26 protein-coding genes and 1 tRNA gene are annotated in these 21,564 nt (G+C 55.5%); 23 read left to right on the top strand and 4 right to left on the bottom strand.

Features of this window, described 5'->3' with window-relative positions; all coding sequences use genetic code 11:
* The first annotated feature begins 29 nt into the window (after positions 1 to 29).
* The 10 genes from lon to ACN0X0_RS05975 all read left to right on the top strand — a co-directional run bounded on the left by lon (position 30) and on the right by ACN0X0_RS05975 (position 9,697).
* Complete coding sequence (gene lon / locus ACN0X0_RS06020; RefSeq protein ID WP_417278415.1) at positions 30 to 2,435, top strand: endopeptidase La; 2,406 nt, start codon at positions 30 to 32, stop codon at positions 2,433 to 2,435.
* Between the two features lie 227 nt (positions 2,436 to 2,662).
* Positions 2,663 to 3,046, top strand: coding sequence for an HU family DNA-binding protein (locus ACN0X0_RS06015; RefSeq protein WP_417278414.1), 384 nt, complete (start codon positions 2,663 to 2,665; stop codon positions 3,044 to 3,046).
* An 81-nt stretch (positions 3,047 to 3,127) separates the two neighbouring features.
* Positions 3,128 to 3,202 (top strand) — tRNA-Val (locus ACN0X0_RS06010).
* Positions 3,203 to 3,293: 91 nt separating this feature from the next.
* Positions 3,294 to 4,871: a DUF6538 domain-containing protein gene (locus tag ACN0X0_RS06005; RefSeq protein ID WP_417278413.1), complete on the top strand. Its 1,578-nt coding sequence runs from the start codon at positions 3,294 to 3,296 to the stop codon at positions 4,869 to 4,871.
* Between the two features lie 129 nt (positions 4,872 to 5,000).
* A complete protein-coding gene (locus ACN0X0_RS06000) occupies positions 5,001 to 6,149 on the top strand; it encodes a phage portal protein (RefSeq protein WP_417278412.1) in 1,149 nt (382 codons plus the stop codon).
* Positions 6,142 to 6,516, top strand: a complete 375-nt coding sequence (locus tag ACN0X0_RS05995) for a gene transfer agent family protein (RefSeq protein ID WP_417264226.1) — start codon at positions 6,142 to 6,144, stop codon at positions 6,514 to 6,516. Before ACN0X0_RS06000 ends, ACN0X0_RS05995 begins: the two co-directional genes overlap by 8 nt.
* Positions 6,513 to 8,045, top strand: a complete 1,533-nt coding sequence (locus ACN0X0_RS05990; protein ID WP_417278411.1) for a phage major capsid protein — start codon at positions 6,513 to 6,515, stop codon at positions 8,043 to 8,045. Before ACN0X0_RS05995 ends, ACN0X0_RS05990 begins: the two co-directional genes overlap by 4 nt.
* Positions 8,046 to 8,048: 3 nt before the next feature.
* Complete coding sequence (locus ACN0X0_RS05985; RefSeq protein WP_417278410.1) at positions 8,049 to 8,684, top strand: hypothetical protein; 636 nt, start codon at positions 8,049 to 8,051, stop codon at positions 8,682 to 8,684.
* Positions 8,677 to 9,018 carry an HNH endonuclease gene (locus ACN0X0_RS05980; protein ID WP_417278409.1) on the top strand — a complete coding sequence of 114 codons (342 nt, stop codon included), beginning with the start codon at positions 8,677 to 8,679 and terminating at the stop codon, positions 9,016 to 9,018. Before ACN0X0_RS05985 ends, ACN0X0_RS05980 begins: the two co-directional genes overlap by 8 nt.
* A complete protein-coding gene (locus ACN0X0_RS05975; RefSeq protein WP_417278408.1) occupies positions 9,011 to 9,697 on the top strand; it encodes a hypothetical protein in 687 nt (228 codons plus the stop codon). Before ACN0X0_RS05980 ends, ACN0X0_RS05975 begins: the two co-directional genes overlap by 8 nt.
* Here ACN0X0_RS05975 and ACN0X0_RS05970 read toward each other — a convergent pair.
* The 4 genes from ACN0X0_RS05970 to ACN0X0_RS05955 form a co-directional block, all read right to left on the bottom strand.
* Positions 9,694 to 10,074, bottom strand: a complete 381-nt coding sequence (locus ACN0X0_RS05970; protein WP_417278407.1) for a hypothetical protein — start codon at positions 10,072 to 10,074, stop codon at positions 9,694 to 9,696. The two genes, ACN0X0_RS05975 and ACN0X0_RS05970, sit on opposite strands and share 4 nt — an antisense overlap.
* 57 nt (positions 10,075 to 10,131) lie before the next feature.
* The gene (locus tag ACN0X0_RS05965; protein ID WP_417278406.1) at positions 10,132 to 10,629 is read right to left on the bottom strand and encodes a hypothetical protein; all 498 of its coding nucleotides are present in this window, start codon (positions 10,627 to 10,629) and stop codon (positions 10,132 to 10,134) included.
* A 101-nt stretch (positions 10,630 to 10,730) separates the two neighbouring features.
* The gene (locus ACN0X0_RS05960) at positions 10,731 to 11,147 is read right to left on the bottom strand and encodes a type II toxin-antitoxin system death-on-curing family toxin (RefSeq protein ID WP_417278405.1); all 417 of its coding nucleotides are present in this window, start codon (positions 11,145 to 11,147) and stop codon (positions 10,731 to 10,733) included.
* A 680-nt stretch (positions 11,148 to 11,827) separates the two neighbouring features.
* Positions 11,828 to 12,181, bottom strand: coding sequence for a hypothetical protein (locus ACN0X0_RS05955; RefSeq protein ID WP_417278504.1), 354 nt, complete (start codon positions 12,179 to 12,181; stop codon positions 11,828 to 11,830).
* 195 nt (positions 12,182 to 12,376) lie between these two features.
* Here ACN0X0_RS05955 and ACN0X0_RS05950 point away from each other — a divergent pair, with 195 nt between their 5' ends.
* The 13 genes from ACN0X0_RS05950 (at position 12,377) to ACN0X0_RS05890 (ending at position 21,245) form a co-directional block, all read left to right on the top strand.
* Positions 12,377 to 12,715 (top strand): head-tail connector protein, encoded by a 339-nt coding sequence (locus tag ACN0X0_RS05950; protein WP_417278404.1) that lies wholly within the window; start codon positions 12,377 to 12,379, stop codon positions 12,713 to 12,715.
* A gap of 1 nt (position 12,716) precedes the next feature.
* Positions 12,717 to 13,196 carry an HK97 gp10 family phage protein gene (locus tag ACN0X0_RS05945; RefSeq protein ID WP_417278403.1) on the top strand — a complete coding sequence of 160 codons (480 nt, stop codon included), beginning with the start codon at positions 12,717 to 12,719 and terminating at the stop codon, positions 13,194 to 13,196.
* Complete coding sequence (locus tag ACN0X0_RS05940) at positions 13,189 to 13,611, top strand: DUF3168 domain-containing protein (protein WP_417278402.1); 423 nt, start codon at positions 13,189 to 13,191, stop codon at positions 13,609 to 13,611. Before ACN0X0_RS05945 ends, ACN0X0_RS05940 begins: the two co-directional genes overlap by 8 nt.
* A gap of 2 nt (positions 13,612 to 13,613) precedes the next feature.
* Complete coding sequence (locus tag ACN0X0_RS05935; protein WP_417278401.1) at positions 13,614 to 13,928, top strand: phage head closure protein; 315 nt, start codon at positions 13,614 to 13,616, stop codon at positions 13,926 to 13,928.
* Complete coding sequence (locus ACN0X0_RS05930) at positions 13,925 to 14,320, top strand: phage terminase small subunit P27 family (protein ID WP_417264237.1); 396 nt, start codon at positions 13,925 to 13,927, stop codon at positions 14,318 to 14,320. The genes ACN0X0_RS05935 and ACN0X0_RS05930 overlap by 4 nt, the downstream gene beginning before the upstream one ends.
* Before the next feature lie 3 nt (positions 14,321 to 14,323).
* Positions 14,324 to 15,937 (top strand): terminase large subunit, encoded by a 1,614-nt coding sequence (locus tag ACN0X0_RS05925; RefSeq protein WP_417278400.1) that lies wholly within the window; start codon positions 14,324 to 14,326, stop codon positions 15,935 to 15,937.
* Positions 15,938 to 15,955: 18 nt separating this feature from the next.
* Positions 15,956 to 17,929, top strand: a complete 1,974-nt coding sequence (locus ACN0X0_RS05920) for a phage tail tape measure protein (RefSeq protein WP_417278399.1) — start codon at positions 15,956 to 15,958, stop codon at positions 17,927 to 17,929.
* A gap of 460 nt (positions 17,930 to 18,389) precedes the next feature.
* Positions 18,390 to 18,836, top strand: a complete 447-nt coding sequence (locus ACN0X0_RS05915; protein WP_417278398.1) for a hypothetical protein — start codon at positions 18,390 to 18,392, stop codon at positions 18,834 to 18,836.
* A gap of 52 nt (positions 18,837 to 18,888) precedes the next feature.
* Positions 18,889 to 19,545 (top strand): hypothetical protein, encoded by a 657-nt coding sequence (locus ACN0X0_RS05910; RefSeq protein WP_417278397.1) that lies wholly within the window; start codon positions 18,889 to 18,891, stop codon positions 19,543 to 19,545.
* 147 nt (positions 19,546 to 19,692) lie between these two features.
* Positions 19,693 to 19,863 (top strand): hypothetical protein, encoded by a 171-nt coding sequence (locus ACN0X0_RS05905; RefSeq protein ID WP_417278396.1) that lies wholly within the window; start codon positions 19,693 to 19,695, stop codon positions 19,861 to 19,863.
* 89 nt (positions 19,864 to 19,952) lie between these two features.
* A complete protein-coding gene (locus ACN0X0_RS05900; protein ID WP_417278395.1) occupies positions 19,953 to 20,474 on the top strand; it encodes a hypothetical protein in 522 nt (173 codons plus the stop codon).
* A gap of 97 nt (positions 20,475 to 20,571) precedes the next feature.
* Positions 20,572 to 20,898: a hypothetical protein gene (locus tag ACN0X0_RS05895; protein WP_417278394.1), complete on the top strand. Its 327-nt coding sequence runs from the start codon at positions 20,572 to 20,574 to the stop codon at positions 20,896 to 20,898.
* A complete protein-coding gene (locus ACN0X0_RS05890) occupies positions 20,898 to 21,245 on the top strand; it encodes a hypothetical protein (protein ID WP_417278393.1) in 348 nt (115 codons plus the stop codon). Before ACN0X0_RS05895 ends, ACN0X0_RS05890 begins: the two co-directional genes overlap by 1 nt.
* The last annotated feature ends 319 nt before the right edge of the window (positions 21,246 to 21,564 follow it).

Genomic DNA, 21,564 nt, shown 5'->3' with positions numbered 1-21,564 from the left:
CGGCTCTTTTGCCAAGATAAGGAATGACAATGCACGAGCAACTCCAATCCTATCCCGTCCTGCCGCTGCGCGACATTGTGGTGTTTCCGCATATGGTCGTGCCGCTCTTTGTGGGACGCGAAAAATCCGTGAAAGCGCTCGAAGAGGTCATGGCGCAGGACAAGCAAATTCTCTTGTCCGCCCAGATCGACCCGGCCGTGGACGACCCGGACACCGACGGCATCTACCGCGTCGGCGTGCTGGCCAATGTGCTGCAACTTCTGAAGCTGCCCGATGGCACCGTCAAAGTGCTGGTCGAGGGCGAGCGCCGGGTGAAATTGACCCGCTTTCTCGACAATGAGAACCATTTCGAGGCCGAGATTTCGCCGCTGGACGAAAGCGAAGGCGATGCGGAAGCCGTGGCGGCGCTCTTGCGCTCCGTGCGCGAAGAATTCGAACATTACGCCAAGGTGAAAAAGAACGTCCCCGAAGAAGCTCTGGTCGCCGTCTCCGAGACGCGCGAACCGGCGAAGCTGGCCGATCTCGTGGCCGGTCATCTGGGCGTTGAGGTCGAACAGAAACAAAAGCTTCTGGAAACGCTGGCGGTTGATGAGCGTCTTGAGGCGGTCTATGGCCTGATGCAGGGCGAAATGTCCGTGTTGCAGGTCGAGAAAAAGATCAAGACCCGCGTCAAATCACAGATGGAGCGCACCCAGCGCGAGTACTATCTGAATGAGCAAATGAAGGCCATTCAGAAGGAGTTGGGCGATGGCGACGATGGGGCCGGCGAGATCGCCGAGCTCGAAGAGAAAATCGCTGCGACCAAACTGTCGAAAGAAGCCGCCGAGAAGGCTGAGGCGGAGCTTAAAAAGCTCAAGAACATGTCGCCGATGTCGGCGGAGGCCACGGTGGTGCGCAACTATCTCGACTGGATGTTGTCGATCCCGTGGGGCACGAAATCGCGTGTGAAAAAGGATCTTGGCCGCGCCGAGGAAATCCTCGATGCCGATCACTACGGGCTTGAGAAAGTCAAGGAGCGCATCGTCGAATATCTCGCGGTGCAGCAGCGTTCGAAAAAGCTGAAAGGCCCGATCATGTGCCTCGTCGGCCCGCCGGGCGTGGGTAAGACCTCTTTGGGCAAATCGGTCGCCAAGGCCACGGGGCGCGAGTTCATTCGCATCTCTCTGGGCGGCGTGCGCGACGAGTCAGAGATCCGCGGTCACCGTCGGACCTATATTGGCTCCATGCCGGGCAAGATCATCCAGGCCTTGAAAAAGGCGAAGACGACGAACCCGCTCATCTTGCTCGATGAGATCGACAAGATGGGGCAGGACTTCCGTGGTGACCCGGCGTCGGCGATGCTCGAAGTGCTTGATCCGGAACAGAATTCCACCTTTGTGGATCACTATATGGAGGTCGAATACGATCTCTCGAACGTGATGTTCCTGACCACGTCGAACAGCTACAACATGCCGGGGCCGCTTCTCGACCGGATGGAGATCATCCCGCTCTCGGGCTACACCGAAGAGGAAAAGGCCGAGATCGCGAAACAGCATTTGCTGCCGAAACAGGTGAAAAACCATGGCCTCAAAGCCAAGGAATTCTCTGTCACGGACGGTGCGATCATGGATGTGATCCGCTACTACACCCGTGAGGCTGGCGTGCGGAATCTGGAGCGTGAATTCGCCAAGATCGCCCGCAAGGCGGTGACGAAGATCATCAAGAAAGAGGTCGACAGCGTGCAGGTCACGCCGGAGAACCTTGAAGATTACCTTGGTGTGAAAAAGTTCCGCTACGGTCTGGCCGAGAAAGAGGATCAGATCGGCGTTGTGACCGGGCTGGCCTATACGTCTGTGGGCGGCGATCTGTTGCAGATCGAGGCGCTGAAACTGCCGGGTAAAGGCCGGATGAAGACCACCGGGAAACTGGGCGATGTGATGAAGGAATCCATCGACGCGGCCAGCTCCTATGTGCGCTCGATTGCGCCCTCGATCGGGGTGAAACCGCCGCTGTTCGATACGATGGACATCCACGTCCACGTGCCCGATGGCGCGACACCGAAGGACGGGCCCTCTGCGGGTCTGGCGATGGTCACCACCATCGTCTCCGTTCTGACGCAAATCCCGGTGCGCAAAGACATCGCCATGACCGGCGAGGTGAGCTTGCGCGGCAATGCAACGGCCATCGGAGGGCTCAAGGAGAAACTCCTCGCGGCGCTGCGGGGCGGGATCAAAACCGTGCTCATCCCGGAGGAAAACGTCAAGGATCTGGCGGACATCCCGGACAACGTTAAAGAGGGGCTGGAGATTATCCCTGTGACCCATGTGTCCGAGGTGCTCAAACACGCGCTTGTGCGTCAGCCTGAGCCGATCGAATGGGACGATGCCGCAGATGAAGCGGCGCGTCTTGCGAAAATTTCTTCGACCGGAGAGGGGCAGGGCGCCGTCGCGCACTGATCCCGATCTGGAAACAATGACTTTGCGAAAGCCGGCCTTCGGGTCGGCTTTTGTCGTTTTGAGATGTATGAATTTTCTTTTTGATGGCTTAGGTTTAAGCATCTTTTCCGACGGCCTGTCTTCGGCGCGCCAAAGATGTATTTGCCCGTTGCGCGCCATGTGGTTCGAGCGCTAAGGTTTCCGTAAGTGCAATAATGTCGACGAGCAAGACAACAAGGACAACTCCTGTGACAACGACCACCAAAAAGACTGCCTCTGCGAAAAAGACCGTGCCAGCAACGACCGAACCCGCCCCGGTCGAGGCGCCCGAAACCACTCTGGTGACCGCCATGAAGAAAAAGGACCTCTTCGCAAAGGTGGTAGAGGCCTCGGGCGTGAAACGCTCTGATGTCAAGAAGGTGGTCGAAGCGACGCTGAAAGAGCTGGGCGATGCGCTCCAGCGCGAGGAGGAACTGAACCTGCCGCCTCTGGGTAAAATGAGCGTGAACCGCGTGCGTGAGGCTTCGGGCGCGCATATCATCGTCGCCAAACTGCGTCGTCCGAAAGCGATGTTGGAAGAGAAGGCCAGCGAAGATATGGCCGCAGAAAACGACAGCGACGACGCGTCCTGACAGACATTCGCGGTCAGAGGAATTTTCTCGGAAAAACCTCTTGCATCGGGATGGGGCAGAGGCTAAACACCGCGCCACGGCGGGTGATTAGCTCAGTGGTAGAGCGCTTCGTTCACATCGAAGATGTCAGGAGTTCAAATCTCTTATCACCCACCATTCTATCCCTTTGTAATTAAAGAAAAGCCTTGCAAATAAGGGCTTATGTCCGTTTCAAGGTTACAACTTCGGTTACAAACGGGATTTAAAAATGGCCGGAAAAGTTCGTCATTTAGTGAATCGGTCGGGGCGTTATCATGCACGGGTGGTTGTGCCGCAACACCTTCGGGGTTTCTTTAATAATAAGTGGGAGCTGCGAACCCCTCTCGGTGGTGACTACCGCCAAGCGCTCAAACTTTTGCCGGGTGCCGTGGCGAACCATCAACGCGAGATCGCGGACGCCGAACGAATGTATACGCAACAGACCGGGCGGAACATCACGCCTGATCCTCGCTACATCCTGACGCCGCAACAGATCGCGCACAGCCACTACACGCAGCGCCTCGCCTTTGATGACGAACTTCGGAATGATCGCCGATATGCAAACGTTGGTATTGATGATGACCTAGTTTCGCGGCTTCGCAATGCGGTTGCTGGACGTGCCGACGATGCAGAGTTGTCGGAATTTGTCGGCTATCAGGTCGAACGGTTCCGGGCGGCTGGCAACCTCGCTGCGGAGATCGGAAGCGATGAATGGCGTGTGATTGCCCGTGCGCTGTGTAGTGCCGAGCTAGAGGCGCTAGAACGGGTTGCAGAGCGCGACGAAGGCGATTTTACCGGCACACCAAGCACACCGATTATTCGAGACGCACAGCCGCCGCAAGACACGCCAGAGCCGGTGAGCATTAAGCGCCTTTGGTCTGATTATGTGGCGATGCGCAAACAGGCCGGTTCAATGAAGGATGGCGGTAAGCGTCTGACCACCGTAATCGAGAACCTTCGCAAGTTCCTTAAACATGACGACGCGGCCAAAATCACCCGTAAGGACGTGATTGCATGGCGTGACGATCTTCTGAAAAGTAAGTCGGCGACAACCGTGAGCACGGTTTACCTGTCAACGGTGCGCTCGCTGTTGCAGTGGGCGTTTGAGAATGAGCGCCTTTCCGAGAATGTCGCGGCGACAGTGAAGCAAAGCAAACAGAAACGGGTTGTGACCCGTGAGAAGGGCTACACCGACACGGAAGCGGTGAAGGTGCTCAAAGTTTCTCGGTCATATAAGCCAAACGAAGACGCATGGGGCAGGGTTCGTGAAAAGCCGCAGCTGGTCGCCGCAAAGCGTTGGGTTCCTATCATCTGTGCTTTCACCGGCGCACGGGTCACAGAGATCACACAGCTTCGGAAAGAGGATGTGCGGCAAGAGGGTGATGTCTGGGTGATCCGTATCACGCCAGAGGCGGGCACTGTGAAGGCTGGCGGCTATCGTGACGTGCCTTTGCACCCTCAGATCGTCCAAGAGGGTTTCCCGGCGTTTGTTGAAGCCTCGGGCAATGGTCCCTTGTTCCACAATGGGACCGATCCGGCGAAGTATTTGCAAAAGGCGGTTCGTATCTCGAACCAGCTTTCAGAATGGCTTCGCGCTGAAAAGCTGACGCCTGATGATCTTGCGCAACCAAACCACGCATGGCGGCACCGGCTGAAAACGCAATGCCGTGAGCTTGGTATCTCTGACCGTGTGGCTGATGCAATTCAGGGCCATGCCGGGAAGACTGCGGGCGACAACTACGGCGACGTGACGCTTGCGACGAAGGTTAACGCGATCAACCAAGTGCCGGCATACGATCTCACCTAAATCTCCTGAAACTTTCTTTCGGGTAGGGATTCACATTGCGCGCCAAATGGGGTATTATGATACCGTTAGTTGGTTCAAGTGTTTTCAGTTCGTGTTTAAAAAGTCTTTTCAGTATTCACTAAGAAGGCGGTGGGCGTTTCGACGTCCGCCGCTTTCCCTATTTTCAACATTACGCCTTCAATCACAGGTCAGACCGTTACGGCAGATACCGCCATGCGCGTTCCCGCCGTGGCCTGTGCTGTCTCTCTGATCGCTGAGACGGTCGGCAGCTTGCCAGCTAAGCTCTATGAGCGCGAGGGCAGGGCGTCTGTCACCGATCACCCCGCGTATAAGCTCATGCACGACGAAGCGAACCCGTGGACGTCTGCGCAGTCCTTGCGCGAGGAATTGACGACCGACGCGCTTCTTTACGGTCGTGGCTTTGCGTTGGTTGTTCGCAATGGCGTGGGCGATTCTGTTGAGCTTCACCGGCTCGAACCGTCCGCCGTGCAGATCGAAACCGACGACTTCGGCGAACCGACTTACATCGTGCAACACTCTGACGGGCCGCGCCGCTACACCTTCACTGACATTCTGCACGTTGAAGCCTTTGGTGGTGTCTCGCCGATCCTTCTCGGTCGTGAAGCTATCGGTCTCGCACTGGCCTTTGAGGCTCATATCGCGCGCCTCTTCGCCAACGGCGGCAAACCCGGCGGCATTATCAAATCCGAGAAAGCCCTCGGTGACGAAGCCAAACGCAATCTGGCGACAAGTTGGACCGCTGCGCATGGTTCCGGCAATTCCGGCGGCACGGCCATTCTTGACGAAGGAATGAGCTATGAGGCGGTGACGATGACGCTCACCGACGCACAGTTCGCCGAGAACCGCCTCGAACAAATCCGCGAAATCGCCCGCGTGTTCCGGGTGCCGCCCACGATGCTTTTCGAGCTGACACGCGGCACATGGTCGAACACCGAAGAAATGGCGCGCCAGTTCCTACAGGTCACACTCAAACCGTGGCTGACCAATTGGGCATGGGCTTATGCGCGCTGTCTCCTGACACCGGAAGAGCGCAGCGAGCTCTATGCAGAGTTCGTGACCGACGATCTCACAACGACCGACACCGCCGCCCGTGCCGCCGCTTACGGTCAATATCGCAGCATGGGTGTTATGACCGCGAACGAAGTGCGGGCAGGGCTGAATTTGCAGCCCCACGCCAACGGCAACGAATTGCAGAACCCTTACACGACAACTGGCGCGGATTCCGCGCCTCAGAAAGAAGACATTTCCAATGAATGAACAGATTACCTACACCGGCTTTTTTGGTGATCGCGACCACGCTTTTTGCCTGACCGATCCCATGCTTGCCGAACTTGAACGGATTACCGGCCTTGGCGTTGGTGCGCTGTATTTCCAGTTCGTGAACGGTGCCTATCCGGCGAACCTTCTCACCGAAGTCATTCGTCTCGGTCTGATCGGTGGCGGTGCTGACCCGGAAGACGCGAAACGTCTCTGTGACGCCTACGCCGCAAACCGTCCGCTGTCCGAGACCTTCCCGCTCGCGTTCGAGATCATGGAAGCCCGTTGGAGCGGTGTGAGCGCCAAAGATGAAGAGACCGAAGCCGCTACCGGCGATCTGGGGGCTTCCCTGAGTGTCGCGGCATGACCGACCGTCTCGAAATCAAGGCCGACCTGAGCGTCACGGACTCGGGCGAGATCACCGGCATTGCGTGGCCGTTCGGCACTGCCGACCGGGTGGGCGACGTGATCGAAAAGGGCGCGTTCTCAGGCCCGAAAACCCTTCCCATGCTCTTTGCCCACGACCAAGCGCAGGTGGTGGGCGTCTGGGACGAAATGACCGAAACCGATGCAGGTTTGACCGTGAAAGGGCGTCTTCTGATCGAAGATGTTGAGCGCGCTCGCGAAGTGCGCGCGATGGTGAAATCGGGTGCGATCTCAGGGCTTTCCATTGGGTTCCTCACAAAAAACGCAAAGCGTGAGGGCAAGGGTCGCAAGATTACCGCGCTTGAGCTTCACGAAATCAGCATTGTTGCCGTTCCGGCTCATCCGGGCGCGCAGATCACCTCTTTAAAATCTTTAAATTTGAACAAGGAAATTTTCATGGAAAACGAAGACATCGAAACCAATGAGCCGGAAGCCAAAGCGGCACCGGCAAACGCTCTGCAAATGGACACCAAAGCTTTCGACCGCGTGAACGCGCGTCTTGATGCTCTGGAAGCCAAGGGCAACCGCCCGACCGGCGCACCGGCAATCGTGAACGGTCAGAAGCCCGAACAGAAAGCGTTCGTTTCTTACCTGCAAGGCAACGAAGCCGAAAAGAAATCGCTGACCATTGCGAACGACAACCCGAACTATGTGCTCGCCCCGGAAGACACGTCTAGCGAGTTCATTCGCAACCTTGTCGAGTTCTCGCCGATCCGTGGCATCGCCGATGTGCGTTCCACTGCGTCCCATACCGTTCTTTTGCCGAAACGGACCTCTGTGACCAACGCCCTCTGGGTGGGGGAAACCGACACCCGCACCGGCAGCGAGCCGACCTTTGATCAAGGCGAGGTCGCAATCAAAGAAATCGCGACTTATGTGGACCTGTCGCTTCAACTCGCCGAAGACAGTGCGAACGTGCTTTCTGAGGTCAATCTCGCCCTGTCCGAAGACTTCGGTCAGAAAGAGGCGCTGTCTTTCGTGAACGGCAGCACCGCTGTTGAACCCTCGGGTTTTATGCAAGACGCCAATATCGTCGCCACCTCGAACGGTAGCGCGACTGTGCTCGATGCTGACGCCCTTATCGCGATGATGTATGCGCTTCCCGCGACCTACCGGAACGCCGGGACGTTTGTCATGAACGGCGCGACCCTCGCCACGATCCGCACCCTGAAAGACGGGAACGGCAATTACCTGTGGCAGCCGTCCTATCAAGCCGGTCAACCTGAGACGATCCTCGGTCGCCCGGTGGTCGAAGCCGTGGACATGCCTGACGTGGCAGACGGTGCGGAACCGATCATCTTCGGTGACTTCAAACGCGGCTACCGCATTTATGACCGCCTGTCGCTTGCTGTCATGGCCGCCCCCTACACGGTGCGCACGTCCGGTCTGATGCGCTACCACGCTCGCCGCCGTGTTGGTGCCGGTGTGGTCCGTCCGACTGCGTTCCGTAAGTTGCTCATGGCTGCATAAGCCATGACGCCGCTCGCTCGCTTGGAAGAGGTCACAGTTCGTCACGGTGGTCATGTCGTGACGCTGAGACCGACCTTGCGGGCGGCGATGACCCTTGAGCGCTTGTATAACGGTTGGTCGGGCTTTCTCCTTCACTTCGACCAATTCCACTTGAGCACGGTGCAAACGCTCATTCGAGCCTCAGCGGTGTCCCACGTTGCCGCTGAGGCTCTTCTGTCTTCTCTGGAAGGCAAACCCCTCAAACAGATCAAAGCGACTCTGGAAGGCCCCTGTGTGGCTCTCCTGAGCATGTTCTTGAACCCGACCGGCGAAGAACAAGGGCAGGGCGCACAGAACCCCAAACAGACAGGTAAAGCGCTCTCATGGTCTGACGCCTATGCAGAACTTTACCAGATCGGGACGGGTTGGCTTGGTTGGACGCCGCAAGACGCTTGGAACGCGACCCCGACCGAGATCGCCGCAGCCTTCACCGGCAAGCTCGCCATGTTGAAAGTCATTCACGGCAGCGCAGAGGAAGAGGCTTCGAAGTCCGCAGCAGATTACACGCCGGAACGCCTGAATGAGATCGAAGAGCTTGGTCACGATCCGGCGTTTGATCGAAACGGGCTGCAAGGTCTGAAAGCGAAGCTCAATGCCTAAGCCGCCGCATGTATGCTCTTGCGGGCGTGTGGTGCCGCATGGCGAGCGCTGTGCGTGTCAGATCGCCCGCACCCGCGCCCGGAACAAGCGCCACGACCAAAGACGCCCTACCGCTGCACAGCGTGGATACAACCATGCTTGGCGCAAAGCCCGCATTGAATTCCTGAATTACCACCCGGTTTGCGCCCGATGTGGGGCGCCCGCGACCGTGGTGGATCACATCATTCCGCACAAGGGCGACGACCGTCTATTCTGGGATAAGAGCAACTGGCAAGCGCTGTGTAAGCCGTGCCACGACCGACAGAAGCAACGGGAAGAGCGCGCCCATGTCTGAGCGCGATCTCTGGACCGCTGTGCTCTTGCTTGCCGTGGAAGACGCCACATTCGGCATTGGTGGCGAGAGTGGTTCCTCACGAAAAACAAAGCTGCGGATGATCGAAGAGACACGCACATTCCTGACGACTGAGAACGAAGACTTACAAATCGTCTGTGATGGTGCTAATCTGGATATGATGCAGGTGATCGAGCACATGCGGAAGCGGATCGCAGAGGCACCGACCGCAGAAGAACTTTTGGACGGTGTGCAGAAGCGAAAGATTGAGTTCAACGCCAGCCAGCGGAAAGAGCAAGAGAAGCGATCAATCCCGACCTATACGCACAACGGCGAAACCCTGACGCTTGCGGAGTGGTCAGAACGCACCGGCCTCAAGGTGAGCACCATTCATGCGCGTCTTGGTCGTGGCTGGCCTTTGGCTAAAGCTCTATCGGTGAGCGTCGAAGAGGCACAGGAAGAGGCGCGCCAAGAGGTGCAAAGTCGAGCTTATCGCGAAGCTCAAAAGAAGACGTGGCGGCGTGGACCGCCAGAATTGACGATTACCCACAATGGCGAGACATTGACCGTTAAAGAATGGTCATGGCGCACAGGTATCAACGCCGCGACGATTAAGACGCGCCTTCGGAAAGGTATGCCGACTGAGAAGGTGCTGACGGTGGGTGATTTGCGAAGTCACTAGAGGCGTGGGACAGATGCGATTATGCCGCGTAGAACGCTTTTCCCGTCAACATCTATGCGGCATACCCCATCCACTCTTTCACCGGGCCGATTTCCTAATTCTCGTAAGATTTGTTCATTTTCTTCTGGCGTGGGTGCTTCGCAGAACGACCATGCTTTTTCTAAGTAGAATGGAACTTCAACTGAGTGTCCGAAATATTTCCTGTCGATAACATCAAGCTCTTGGTTCAACACAATTGCTCTGAAACCGCTCTTGAATTTCATTGAAAATGAGCCTTCGGGAATGTCAGGTCTGGTGTGATAGCCGCGCGAAAAATAGTAGTAGCCGCCGTAGCCAATTGCAGCAAGAAGCAACAGGCCAAGTATCTTTTTCAACATTCTAATTCTCAGTTTTCAAGCTTGTCGAGGTTTGCGTAACAGTGACTATGAAACGGTTCAATTTTCAATGATTTTTGACGCAGCTTTTTTCTTACGAGCGATGCGCTTCCTGTAAGGCTTGTCACGGTCGGAGCAATAAACCTCTATAACTACGGTTCCATCTTCGAAGTGTTCAAAAAGCTGCCCGTTTCGGCGAATAAACCCTTGCCATTGTGTGCCGGGTTCCAACACATATGGGATGGTCGTTGCGCTACCGGGAAAGTCAGGCTTAGGAACAACGTAGTGTTGCCCTCTTTTACGCGTCCAGCGATAGAAGCGGCTCTCGTATTTCACCATTGCTAAGTTTGTGAGCGTTGTGGGTGCTGAACCTCGATTGCGAACGGTAGCAACTACAAATGAATCACTCGAGTTTAAGCCCGCGCCAACTGTGATCATATCTGGCTGAATGCGTAGTGAAATCCTTGGGCCACTTTCAAACCACCGACGAACCTCAAGGGCAAGTGCTCCAGTCGCCACTATCGCAGCATAAACGGCAATCCATTCAGTAGTATCCATTCTGCACGTTCCTCATATGTTCTTTGTCTGTTTCATAGTGGTGGGAGGCGTGAGGGTGCAATAGTTAACAGTGCCGGGATGGTATGCTATTAGGCCGAACGTTAGAGCCAATGGCAGTGGCGGCGTAAGATATCTTCGAGAGTTTCCAGTTTAAATCGGTCTTCTACAAAAAGTCTCTCAATGAGTGGCCCGAGGGAATAGTCTGGAGCTTCAAAGCTCACACCATTCATTAGAAGGAAGTTATTTGCGCACGCGAAACCAGTGCGCTTATTGCCGTCAATGTAACCGTGGCTGGTTGATATTCCGTGCCAGTAATAGGCTGCGACCCTAACTAGGTCACAGCCTTCTTCATAGTAGAGCGCATGTTGTGGCCTACCAATTGCTCCCAGAAGATCATCTAGGCATTTGTATCCGCGAAGTTGTTCGGGTTCGAGAATTTCCTCATGGAAATAATCCACGTCTTCTTGCGTAAGGAAAGTGGTATCCTCTGGGGCTGGCAGAGGCTCAAACCGAAGCATTACTTCAAGTATTCAAGGGTCTCTTTATACCGAGCCTTGGTGCGTGCCATAGCTTCGCGAGCAGACATGCGCTTGCGTGTCACTGGTTTGTCTTCTTTCCGGAAGTCAGTGTTCGCAGCGATCAGCGACGAGAAACATACCGCATTCGCCAGCTCATGCGGAATAGAGCCGTGGAAACGACCGCATTTAGGGCATGTGGGCATATGGAACGACATTGTTTCTCTCGTGATTCATCGGCTGTATAGATAGCACAACGTAAGTTGTTATCCAATGAATAGCAAGAACGCTGCTATTTAAGGCTAACGGTCAATGACTTGTGCCGCATTTCCGCTGTTTCTTATGTTGTGTTTTAGACCTTGTCTACAGGAGGCCGGGGTAGTCCTGAACTTTCCCCTAAGTTAGGGGACCGGCGGGGGGAGGTTCGCACACGATTTGCGCTAAATAACTTTTTGTGAACTGATTAAATTTTTCAGTAATCAAAAAAACAAAAGCCCCGCCGAAGCGGGGCAATGTCTGAAAGTGTAACCGGGTCCCAGTTTTCATTTAACAGCACGAGCCATTAAATCCGGTATCTCTTCGATCTTGCGACCTACTTTACCGCTTTCGCGGTGTGTGAGGCGGGTGTTCTCACCTTACACTTCCAAATTCCAGAGAGTTTCTACTTTAATGTGAAACTAGAGTCAAGTTTTAGCCGGCTTCGTAATCTTCAAAATCCCTTTTTCTCGTTTCTTATCGAGTTCTGATTGAGTGATGAAGTAACTTGAACAGATATGATAATATCCATCTTTTTCGTTTTTCTCAATCGTGAGTGCGATTAGCGCAGCGCTTTGTTCACCTGGGATTCTGCTAACAAATTCGATTTTTCCGGGGTTCTTAAAATCATCGCCAATATAGTGTGGGTTGGATATGATTTGCGATAGGTGAGGTATGATTTTGGGGACATCTTCTGGATGATTTTGTTTCGCGTGCCTTTGCGCTTGAGACGAGAATTTTACCTCACCCGGGTCGATTTCAATTTTTAGGGTTCTATAAATTGCTTCATCGGGTAAAGAGCCGGGGAAAATGTGAAATAACTTGTCTTTTTTCCCATAATACTGCCGACGAATTGTTTGGATTATCGGCTGTATCTAACCGCCATTACTTGTCTTTTCAATCTTCGTTTTTAGTGTTCTCTTATCTGATGATGGTGTTATAATATAACATATACATTTCAAACCGATTGATTTTTCATGTCCGTTACCCCTGTGGCTTTGCTCAAAGCCCATTTGAATCTTGAGCACGATCTCGACGACGATCTGTTGCAGCTCTATCTCAACGCCGCCGAGGCCTATGTGGCTAAATATATCGGCGGTGAAATCCCCGAAATTCCAGAACCGGTGGTGGATGCTGACGGTTTCTTGCTGGTTAAGGCTGACCCTGATCCTGTTCCAGATATTCGGTTGGCTGTGTTGATGCTTGCGGGCTTCTGGTATGAGAACCGCGAAGCTGCACAATCAAGCGGGAAAACCGCTATGGTGCCGTTCGGTGTCCACGATCTCTTGGACAGTCATCGCCGGTGGGTGGTGTGACATGGCAAAAGACCTCAAAGCACAGTCAAAGCGCCTCGCAGCACGTCTTGAAGCTATTCCGTCCGAGATCGTGGCAGAGATCAAGCCCGCGCTGATCGCTTCGGCAAATGATCTCGCCAACGTCGCCAAAGCCCTCGCACCGGAAGACAGTGGCGACCTGATCGCGTCTATCGAAGTGACGCCGCCCGGTGGTGTGACGCCCGCCTATGCGCAGGGTGGTGGACGTCGCCAAGCGACTGAGAACCAAGCCCTCGTGACGGTCGGTAATCCCGATCAACGCCACGGGCATCTTGTCGAATTCGGCACCGATCCGCACAAGAACGGCGGGCAGTTCGAAGGCACGGATCACCCCGGCACAGAGGCACAGCCGTTCCTCTTGCCCGCAATCCGGTTGACGCAGGATCGGAACAAGCGGCGGATCGGTCGCGCCATTGGGAAGGCCGTGCGGAGCGCTGCGAAGAGCGGGGGCGGTGATGCTTGATCCTGTTCTTGGTTTCCAGACTGCTATTCGCCAGACCTTGATTGCATCGCCGGATGTGACTGCGCTTGTCGAGCCGAAGAACATTCGCGCCGGTGGTGGTCGCCCTGACAAGCTTCCTTCGGTGCTCTTCTCGAACGCGCAAACCGAATACCTCGGACGCACTGCCGGTTCGCAACGTGCCGCGCGTGTCTTCCTGACCCTGCACATGTGGGCGCAAGAGGATGGTGCGGACACCGCGCGCCAGATCGGTGCGGCGGTGTCCGATGCACTGGAATTTGGCCCGCTCAAGAATGGCGAAATTTTCGTGGATGAATGGCACAAACCGAGTGTGGTTTGGGTGCGTGACCCGCAACCGAACCTGACGCTCACGCATGGCGCTATGAGCCTTGAAGCCGTCATTCGGTGGAAGGTGTGACCATGAAAGCGAGTAAACTTGACCGGCATGTGAGCTTTGAACGCAAGGCCGAAGAGATCACAGAGACGGGCGCGACCCTTGAGACGTGGGCGACCTTCCTGACCGTGCGTGCCGAAGTGCGTGACCTCATGACCGATCAGGTCACGCTTGATCTCGGTGAAGGCGAGAAGGCGACACGGGTCTTTGTGATCCGGTGGACGCCTGAGACGATCACGACCGAAGACCGAGTGAGCTACAACGGGCAGAGCTATGACATTCGCCAGATTGTCGAACTTGGTCGCCGTGGTGGTCTACAAATCACAGGGGCAGCGGTATGAGCGCCATGCACATGCGCGGCATTAAGCCCGCCCTGACACCCGACACAGACGCTTTGACGAAGGCACCGCCGGTTCCGAAATTCATGAGCGCCCACGCCAAAGCCGAATGGAAGCGGATCATGCCGCAACTGATCGCGCGGCGGACGATCACGAAAGCCGATCTTGCGGGCGTGGAAGCTTACTGCATCTCGGTCGGTATGGTGCGCCAGATCGAAGAGGAACGCGCCGCCGCCGGCGGATTGATCGACGTGAAGCTCTTCGGTGTGATGAACCGCGCGGCACAGACCGCACGGCAGTTCGCCAGTGAATACGGCCTGACGCCCACGTCACGCGCCCGGATCGGCTCAAACGCGCCAGAGGATGCGGACGACGACGACCCGCTTGCAGTGTAAGCCATGACGAAACAGAGCACCTATCCGACGTGGGTGACGGACAATTCACCTATTCCTGATCCGATGGGCTTCGGTGAGCGCGCTGTGAAGTTCTTGCGGCGTCTGCGGCATCCTGCCAGCACTGCACCAAAACGCGCCTTTCAGCTCGCGCCGTGGCAAGAGCGGATCGTTCGGCGGATTTACGGCCCGCGCAATGCGGACGGGTCGCGGATCGTCAAACAGGTGTTTCTCATGATCCCGCGCGGCAACCGCAAGACCTCGCTCGCCGCTGCACTCGCACTTCTGCACCTTCTCGGACCTGAGCGGGTCGCGGCGGGGCAGATTATCTTTGCCGCGTCAGACCGTGAACAGGCGGGCATTGGCTTCCGTGAGGCTGCGGAGATCGTGCGGCAAGACAAGCGTCTTGAGGGCGTGACAAAGGTCTATGACGCCCACAACGCGCCGAAGACGATCAAGAGCACGTTGGATGGGTCTTCGCTCAAATCTGTGTCCTCAGATGGGCGCGCACAGCACGGCACGACGCCAACTTTTGTGCTCGCTGACGAAATCCACACATGGCGCGGAAATGACCTCTGGGAAGCGCTGCAATCGGGCATGGTGAAGCGGGCAGGTGGCCTGACGGTCATTGCCACAACTGCCGGACGTGGAAACGAAGGGCTTGCCGCCGATCTTTACAACTATGCGCGCGGTGTTGCGCTTGGTCAGATCGAAAACGAAGAGGTGTTGCCGATCCTGTTTGAGCCGGAAGAGGGCGACCAATGGGACGACGAAGAGGTTTGGCACAAGGTCAACCCCGGCTTGCCTTACGGCTTCCCCGATCTGGACGGGCTGCGGTCTGTGGCGAAGAAAGCGGTGGACAGTCCGAGCGAGCGCTATTCGTTCGAGCAATACAACTTGAACCGATGGTTCGCGAATAGCCGCGACCCGCTCTTTGACTTCGCGACCTATGACGCGCGCCAGTTTGATGACGACCCGGCAGACCTCGAAGCCCTGCCGTGTTGGCTTGGTGTTGACCTGTCGCGCTCTGGCGACCTGACCGCCGTTGTCGCGGCGTTCCAACACCCTGACGGGCAGGTGACGGTGAGGCCGACGTTCTTTGTGCCAGGGGAAGACCTGAAAGCCCGATCTGATCGTGACGGGGTGCCTTATCAGGACTGGGCCGATAAAGGGCTCATTCGTCTCTGTGCTGGTCCGATCATCTCGGAAGAGGATGTGGAAGACGAAATTCGCGAGCTTTGCGCGACCTATGACGTGCGTGAGATCGGCTTTGACCCGCACCTTGCGCAACGGATCATGCAGCGGCTTTACGATGATGGTTTGCCGGTCGTGGAAGTGCGGCAAGGTCCGCTGACGATGGGCGCAGCCGGTGCCGATCTTGAGCGGATCGTGAACGGCAAGCTCATTCGCCACGATGGACACCCGATCTTGCGGCACCACCTCGCGAGCGTGGTCGCTGTGCGCACCGATAGCGGCTTGGTCAAGATGCGCAAAGGCAAGAAGACCGACCGCATTGACGGGGCAGTCGCGGCTGCAATGGCGGTCTACCGCCTGACCCTCGGTCAATCGAATTTGAGTGCCTACAACTCGCCGGAAGCGAGCGGGCTTTTTGTATTTTAGAGAGTGAGATTTTGAACAATGACGAATGAACTTCCCGGCCTAATTGTCCCAATTGAGGGCCGTATCGATCGACTTGAAAAAGCGCTGGCGAAAGCGAACAAGGCACAGCAAAGATTTGCCCGCGACGCTGAGAGTCGATCCAAACGCACAGCTGGCAAAATGAACAAGGCGTTCGGCGGTGTGAAATTCTCAGGCGCTGGCGTTGCCGCTGGCGTGACTTTGATCGCCGGGGCAGCGGCAACCGCGATTGCACAGACCCGTGTGCTTGCGCGGGAAGTGGCAACCGTTGGCAATGAGGCCCGCCGTGCCGGTGTGAGCGCCGAAGACTTCCAAATCTGGGCGCACGTCGCAGAGCAAAACCGAATTCCGGTTGATAGCCTGATCGATGGCTTGAAAGAACTCAATCTTCGCGCCGACGAATTCGTCATGACCGGCAAGGGCAGCGGGGCGGATGCTTTCCAACGCCTCGGATACACTGCCGAAGAATTGGCGCGGAAGCTCAAAGACCCGTCTGCGTTGATGTCCGAAATCCTCGAACGCTTGGAGCAGATGGATAAGGCGGCTCAAATTCGGATCGCTGACGAATTGTTCGGCGGCACGGGTGGCGAGCGGTTTGTTGAGCTTCTGGGGCAGGGCGCGCGCAAGATCGAAGAGACCAAACGCGAGGCGGTGAACCTCGGGCTGGTCATGAGTGACGACCTGATTGCAAAGGCTGACATTCTCGACCGGCAATTCACGACCGTCGCGAACACGGTCGGCACGACTTTGAAGTCTGCGATCATCTCAGCCGCATACAGCCTGTCAGAATTCCTCGACGGGTTCCGGGCGTTCGAAGCGCAGCGCACCGCCACACTTGAAAGCCGCCAAGCCGAAATCATGGCAGAGAAAGCCGGTCTCTATGCGACCGATCAAGAGCAATCGGGTTGGTCTGATCGCAAGCGCTCACGCAGTGGGACACCTTCGGAAATTCTTCAGGAACGCATTGCCGCGCTTGATGAGGAAGAAAACAAGATCATCGGCATTTTAAGCCAGCGCAACACCCCGGCTTGGTCGCCCTCGGGTGACGCTTGGACGCCACCAGAGACGCCCGTAGGAGGCGACACAGGCGCGGGCGCGGGTGGAAGCTCACAAAGTGGCTATGAAGCCGCTGTGGCGGCTCTGGAGCGGCAGCGCATGGCCTATGAAGCGCAAGCCTCGACGATGCAAAAGGCGGCGACACAGGCGCAGAGCTATGGCGATGCGGTTGAGTATGCCCGCGTGCGTGCGCAGCTTCTGGCTGCTGCACAGGCGGAAGGTCGTGCAATCACGCCGGAACTGAGTGCCGAGATTGATCGGCTTGCAAAGGCGTATGTCACGGCAGGCATGAGTGCCGAACAGGCCGCGCGAAAACTTGAACAGGTCGAAGGTGCGGGCCAAAGGGGCGCAGAGGCTTTGAGCGGTATGTTCATGAGCGTCTTCTCTGGCGCAAAATCTGCCGAACAAGCGGTTCTTGATTTGCTGGCGCAGCTCGCACAGGCCGCCATGAACAAGCTCTTGATGCAACTCTTTTCTGGGGCTTTTGGTGGTGTGTCGTCTGCGGTTGGTGGTCTCCTGCCGTTCGCCTCGGGTGGCTACACTGGCGACGGTGGCACGTTCGAGCCAAAGGGCGTTGTGCATGGCGGTGAATTCGTCATGTCGAAGCGGGCGACCGAGCGCCTCGGAGTCGCGAACCTTGATGCGCTGCACAAAAGCGCCTTGCGTGGCTATGCGTCTGGCGGGTTCGTCGGTGCGGCGAAGGCAAACAACCTGTCACAGCCGACCATGAGCGCCGCACCTTCGATCACCATTGCGCCGAATATCAGCGTGAACGCTTCGGGCGGATCGCCGGAACAGAACCGTGACCTTGCCGCCAAGATCGCCAGTGAGACCGAACGCAGCATGAAGGCGTTGGTGCAATTCGAAATCACGAAAATGATGCGCCCCGGTGGTGTGTTGCGGCGGGCTGCGGCCTGATTTTCAAAATCGCGCAGAGAGGCACCTTAGAGCGCCTGTAGCGTCTTTCCGGTGGATGTGGACTCGGAAGACCGCAACGGGCGTCTGGTGACTCTCTGTGAGTCTGTGCGGGCGCGCTACCGGGTGGGGAAGGGGGTGCAGAACCGGAGCGGCGGGTTTTGGTGTCGTGTGGGGCTGCGCCTGACATAGCCGGGAGAGGTGTTTGTAATGGGATATGAGACCTTAACCGGAGGAGGGAATAAATAGATTCGTGTCGTTTTGGACGTAACGTATATATTTCTTAATTACTAAATACATAAGTAGATAAGTAATATGTATATAAATACGTCCAAAACGACACGCTTTTTCTCGGTTAATCGAAGTGGTTGCGTTACGTCCAAAACGACACGCGTATTTTCGATTGACCATTAAACAGTTAACTGTTAACCTAATGTGGAATTCAGGTAATAAGGAATACCCCATGAGTAACCACATTCGTCTTCCCGGTGAGCGCGTCGAACAACTTCGTATGATCGCGGAAGCCAAGAGCAAAACCATTTCTGAGGTGATCGGCGATTACGTCCGCAGTGAGATCGAAGCGGGAACAATCCCAGCCAGCATTCCGGGCGTGGACGTCTCCAAGTCTGAGGATGGTGTCAAGATCGTCGCGGGCGATATGGAAGCGTTTATTCCGTTGGGTGAGGGTCCGACCGTCGCCGAGGTCTTGGCGTCTGCCGGTTCGTTCACTGCAAAGGATGCTGAGCGTAAAAAACTCTGGATCGAAGGTGCTGCGGCTTTGAGTGGTATCAAAGTGAAGCGGGCAGGGAATGGCCTCAAGTTGGTCTCACTATTCACCGGGAAAGAATACCCGCTTAACCTCGACGTGGCGACCGATCTGGCAAATGTGATCGAAGAGGCGGCAAAATAAGAAAAGAGGCGAGCGCGGGAACGCTCACCTCTTCGGTAACTTGGTGTGAGAAATGAATAGCAAAATTAGCGACCCGTCACAAGTCGAAGTTGATGAATTTAGCGCTCTTGAGGCCGAACTTGCGGCTATTGGAGCAACCGAACCCGAAGTCAAAGAGAAGCGCGGTTTCGCCGGTTCGGCCTTTCAAGACCCTGATCCCGACGACGAAGACGTAATTTTCGAGCCAGTGAAGCTGACGCGCTATGACAAGGCACTGATTAGGCTTCGTGAACGGGAAGCAAAGCGCGACGCAATTCTTTCAAAAGGCGAGTTGAGTGTTGAAGACCAGCGGCGTCTCTTGGTGACAAACGAAACTATTGCGAGCGCACAGAGGGAACTTGAGAAGGCATCCGAGCGGGCCAAAGATGACAATGCCCGCAGACAGGAAAGCATTGATGAATGGCGCAAGACCGACGAGGGCAAGTTGATCCGTAACGCCAAGCGTCGAAAGGTCCGCGATCAGCCGAACAATGATCTCTCGCACCTGAAAGACGATCCTGAGAAGCTGGCCCAATACAATCGGGACAAACGTTCGGATGCGAATTGGCTCAAGCGCAAACGGGATAAAGGTATCCCTGAGCATGTTATTCGCGCTGCATATGCTTTGCGCCTCGAAGAGCGTCAAAAGGAACGGGGTTTGGGTGAACTTCCTGGCTATGGCCTCTTCTGAAACAGGGTAGGCGACAGTTTGAAGTGACTAAGTGCTTACTTATTTTAATAAATAAAAACATATGGTTAGACTATTTTTCGTCTTGCACTCGGATTCCTCGCAGGTTTAGAATCCATCCATATCGAAACCGATTTGGAGCAAATGAAAATGCAGAACACCTACCTCCCCGACACCGCTTGGTTTGAGCTTGCGGCGAACCTCACGAATGCAGCAACGCACCCGATTGACCCGGAAACCGCGATTAAAGAGGCGCTGGCGAATGCTGGCATCATGCCGGAAATGTGCCGTGAAGATTGCGAGGTTTCGGAGGCGGCTTAACGAAAATCCAAAGAAATCTCTTTTGTCTATTGAAAGCGTCACTGTCATCGTTATATCAGAAATGACGATGATGGTGACAGGTGGATGTTATGGCAAAATCTTCTGCTGAGCGGCAACGCGAATACATGGAGCGAAAGCGGCAACGCGAGGTAGAAGCGAACGCTTCTATTAAAGGTGTGTATGCTGTCCCGTTCTTTGAATACTTCAATGAGGACCGGCGCGGTTATCTGAGCGAATTGAACATGGCTCTCGATATTGCCGGTATTGAAATGCCTGAATTTGAGAATGATCTCGGGCCGAAACACTTTGCTTTAAACGATGTATTGGACGGCGTAGATGCGCCTGAATACAGCGACGATGTTGGCTCGCTCGGTCGTGCAGAAGTCATGATCGGCTCACTGATTGATGCGGCGCGGGTTTTTGCTGACATGGTGAACGACAACAAGCGCACAGAGATCAAAGCTCGTCTCGCTGAAATCGAAGCCGCTGACCTTTCGGACCCTGAGACAAGAAAGGCCGCGCTGAAAGATGTGGCGCGCCTGAACAAGATGCTTGACCAGCTTGATAAGCAGGTCCGCTGGACATTCCCGCAGTGGAAGGTGACGGGCTGAAATAGCCCTGTAAGACAACAGAGGGCGTGCATCGCCGCTACCAAACATAGACGCTCGCCCTCTGTCTCCCAATTCAAACCTAGAGAAAGAATGAACTGTGAAAGACTTTAACACACACTCCGACAATGGAACAACTCCGACCGAAGCCGATCAAGAACTCACTCTTGTTATTAATCTTCACGACGCCATTGAGAGCTTTGTCGATTTTGAAGGCAGCGAAGCGACTTCGCGCAAACTTCAAACGGCTGCGGGTATGATTGCGCATGTTGAGCAAGAAATGCCTAAACTGGCTGATAAGCATGTCAAATCCGTTCTTGGTGACGCCGGTTTCAAACAGTGGCTTGATGAAGGTCGCACCTATGCCAGCTTCGCGCGGCTGTTTCTTGGCCGTGGTGAAGGCGACGTGAACGGGGAGGCGGTATAATGGCTATGAACCCCTTGCTTAAAGAACTGGTTCGGAAGAGCGCAGATAAATACGGAACCGCCGCGGATAGAATTGCTGAAATCAAAGCGGAGCTGGCAACGGAAATGGACATGAGCTGGGATGCGGAAAAGGAGGGGCGCATATACGCCCTTTTCGAAGAGCAGGCACTAATGGTTTCTGATTTCTTTGAAGCCGCCAGAAAGATCGAACGCTTGGAGCGCGGACAGCAACGGTTGCGCAATCATATCATCCAAGTCGAGGTTGGGCTCAGAGAGTTGGGTGTAACAGGTGAGGGCGCGGGTTTCCTGTCTTGCTCTGATGATGTGGCAGAAGAGGAAGCCGCCTAATCCTATGCGACACTCTCGGGTTTCGGGTGTATATGTAAACAGGAACGGCACCACCTGACGCTTGCCAAGAGTGTAAACGGTGCTGCGATTAGTCGATGAGTGCGCGGGCCATATTCCCAAAACCCCGACACGGCACAGCGGTTTCACCCTTCGCTGCGTGGTGCCTAGAACGATTACCAGTCGTCACAGGCGAGGTGCTTCGGTGCCTCGCCTTTCATTTTGCCTATGATTGACGCAACGTCATTTGGTCCGTTTTGTGGGCGGTAACATGGTTACAAAGTGCCTTGTAAGTCATTGAAATCGTTAACTAGGGGCAAAA

This window comes from Celeribacter sp. (genome assembly GCF_048270365.1).
In the GTDB taxonomy this organism is placed as follows: Bacteria; Pseudomonadota; Alphaproteobacteria; order Rhodobacterales; family Rhodobacteraceae; genus Celeribacter.
Note: the sequence above shows the minus strand (reverse complement) of the source record. Positions and strands in the feature narration are given on the sequence as shown.

Excerpts from the sequence above, each read along its gene's own strand:
- lon (WP_417278415.1), top strand. The coding sequence starts at position 30 with ATGCACGAGCAACTCCAATCCTATCCCGTCCTGCCGCTGCGCGACATT.
- ACN0X0_RS06005 (WP_417278413.1), top strand. The coding sequence starts at position 3,294 with ATGGCCGGAAAAGTTCGTCATTTAGTGAATCGGTCGGGGCGTTATCAT.
- ACN0X0_RS05995 (WP_417264226.1), top strand. The coding sequence starts at position 6,142 with ATGAATGAACAGATTACCTACACCGGCTTTTTTGGTGATCGCGACCAC.
- ACN0X0_RS05990 (WP_417278411.1), top strand. The coding sequence starts at position 6,513 with ATGACCGACCGTCTCGAAATCAAGGCCGACCTGAGCGTCACGGACTCG.
- ACN0X0_RS05985 (WP_417278410.1), top strand. The coding sequence starts at position 8,049 with ATGACGCCGCTCGCTCGCTTGGAAGAGGTCACAGTTCGTCACGGTGGT.
- ACN0X0_RS05980 (WP_417278409.1), top strand. The coding sequence starts at position 8,677 with ATGCCTAAGCCGCCGCATGTATGCTCTTGCGGGCGTGTGGTGCCGCAT.
- ACN0X0_RS05975 (WP_417278408.1), top strand. The coding sequence starts at position 9,011 with ATGTCTGAGCGCGATCTCTGGACCGCTGTGCTCTTGCTTGCCGTGGAA.
- ACN0X0_RS05970 (WP_417278407.1), bottom strand. The coding sequence starts at position 10,074 with ATGTTGAAAAAGATACTTGGCCTGTTGCTTCTTGCTGCAATTGGCTAC.
- ACN0X0_RS05965 (WP_417278406.1), bottom strand. The coding sequence starts at position 10,629 with ATGGATACTACTGAATGGATTGCCGTTTATGCTGCGATAGTGGCGACT.
- ACN0X0_RS05960 (WP_417278405.1), bottom strand. The coding sequence starts at position 11,147 with ATGCTTCGGTTTGAGCCTCTGCCAGCCCCAGAGGATACCACTTTCCTT.
- ACN0X0_RS05950 (WP_417278404.1), top strand. The coding sequence starts at position 12,377 with ATGTCCGTTACCCCTGTGGCTTTGCTCAAAGCCCATTTGAATCTTGAG.
- ACN0X0_RS05945 (WP_417278403.1), top strand. The coding sequence starts at position 12,717 with ATGGCAAAAGACCTCAAAGCACAGTCAAAGCGCCTCGCAGCACGTCTT.
- ACN0X0_RS05940 (WP_417278402.1), top strand. The coding sequence starts at position 13,189 with ATGCTTGATCCTGTTCTTGGTTTCCAGACTGCTATTCGCCAGACCTTG.
- ACN0X0_RS05935 (WP_417278401.1), top strand. The coding sequence starts at position 13,614 with ATGAAAGCGAGTAAACTTGACCGGCATGTGAGCTTTGAACGCAAGGCC.
- ACN0X0_RS05930 (WP_417264237.1), top strand. The coding sequence starts at position 13,925 with ATGAGCGCCATGCACATGCGCGGCATTAAGCCCGCCCTGACACCCGAC.
- ACN0X0_RS05925 (WP_417278400.1), top strand. The coding sequence starts at position 14,324 with ATGACGAAACAGAGCACCTATCCGACGTGGGTGACGGACAATTCACCT.
- ACN0X0_RS05920 (WP_417278399.1), top strand. The coding sequence starts at position 15,956 with ATGACGAATGAACTTCCCGGCCTAATTGTCCCAATTGAGGGCCGTATC.
- ACN0X0_RS05915 (WP_417278398.1), top strand. The coding sequence starts at position 18,390 with ATGAGTAACCACATTCGTCTTCCCGGTGAGCGCGTCGAACAACTTCGT.
- ACN0X0_RS05910 (WP_417278397.1), top strand. The coding sequence starts at position 18,889 with ATGAATAGCAAAATTAGCGACCCGTCACAAGTCGAAGTTGATGAATTT.
- ACN0X0_RS05905 (WP_417278396.1), top strand. The coding sequence starts at position 19,693 with ATGCAGAACACCTACCTCCCCGACACCGCTTGGTTTGAGCTTGCGGCG.
- ACN0X0_RS05900 (WP_417278395.1), top strand. The coding sequence starts at position 19,953 with ATGGCAAAATCTTCTGCTGAGCGGCAACGCGAATACATGGAGCGAAAG.
- ACN0X0_RS05890 (WP_417278393.1), top strand. The coding sequence starts at position 20,898 with ATGGCTATGAACCCCTTGCTTAAAGAACTGGTTCGGAAGAGCGCAGAT.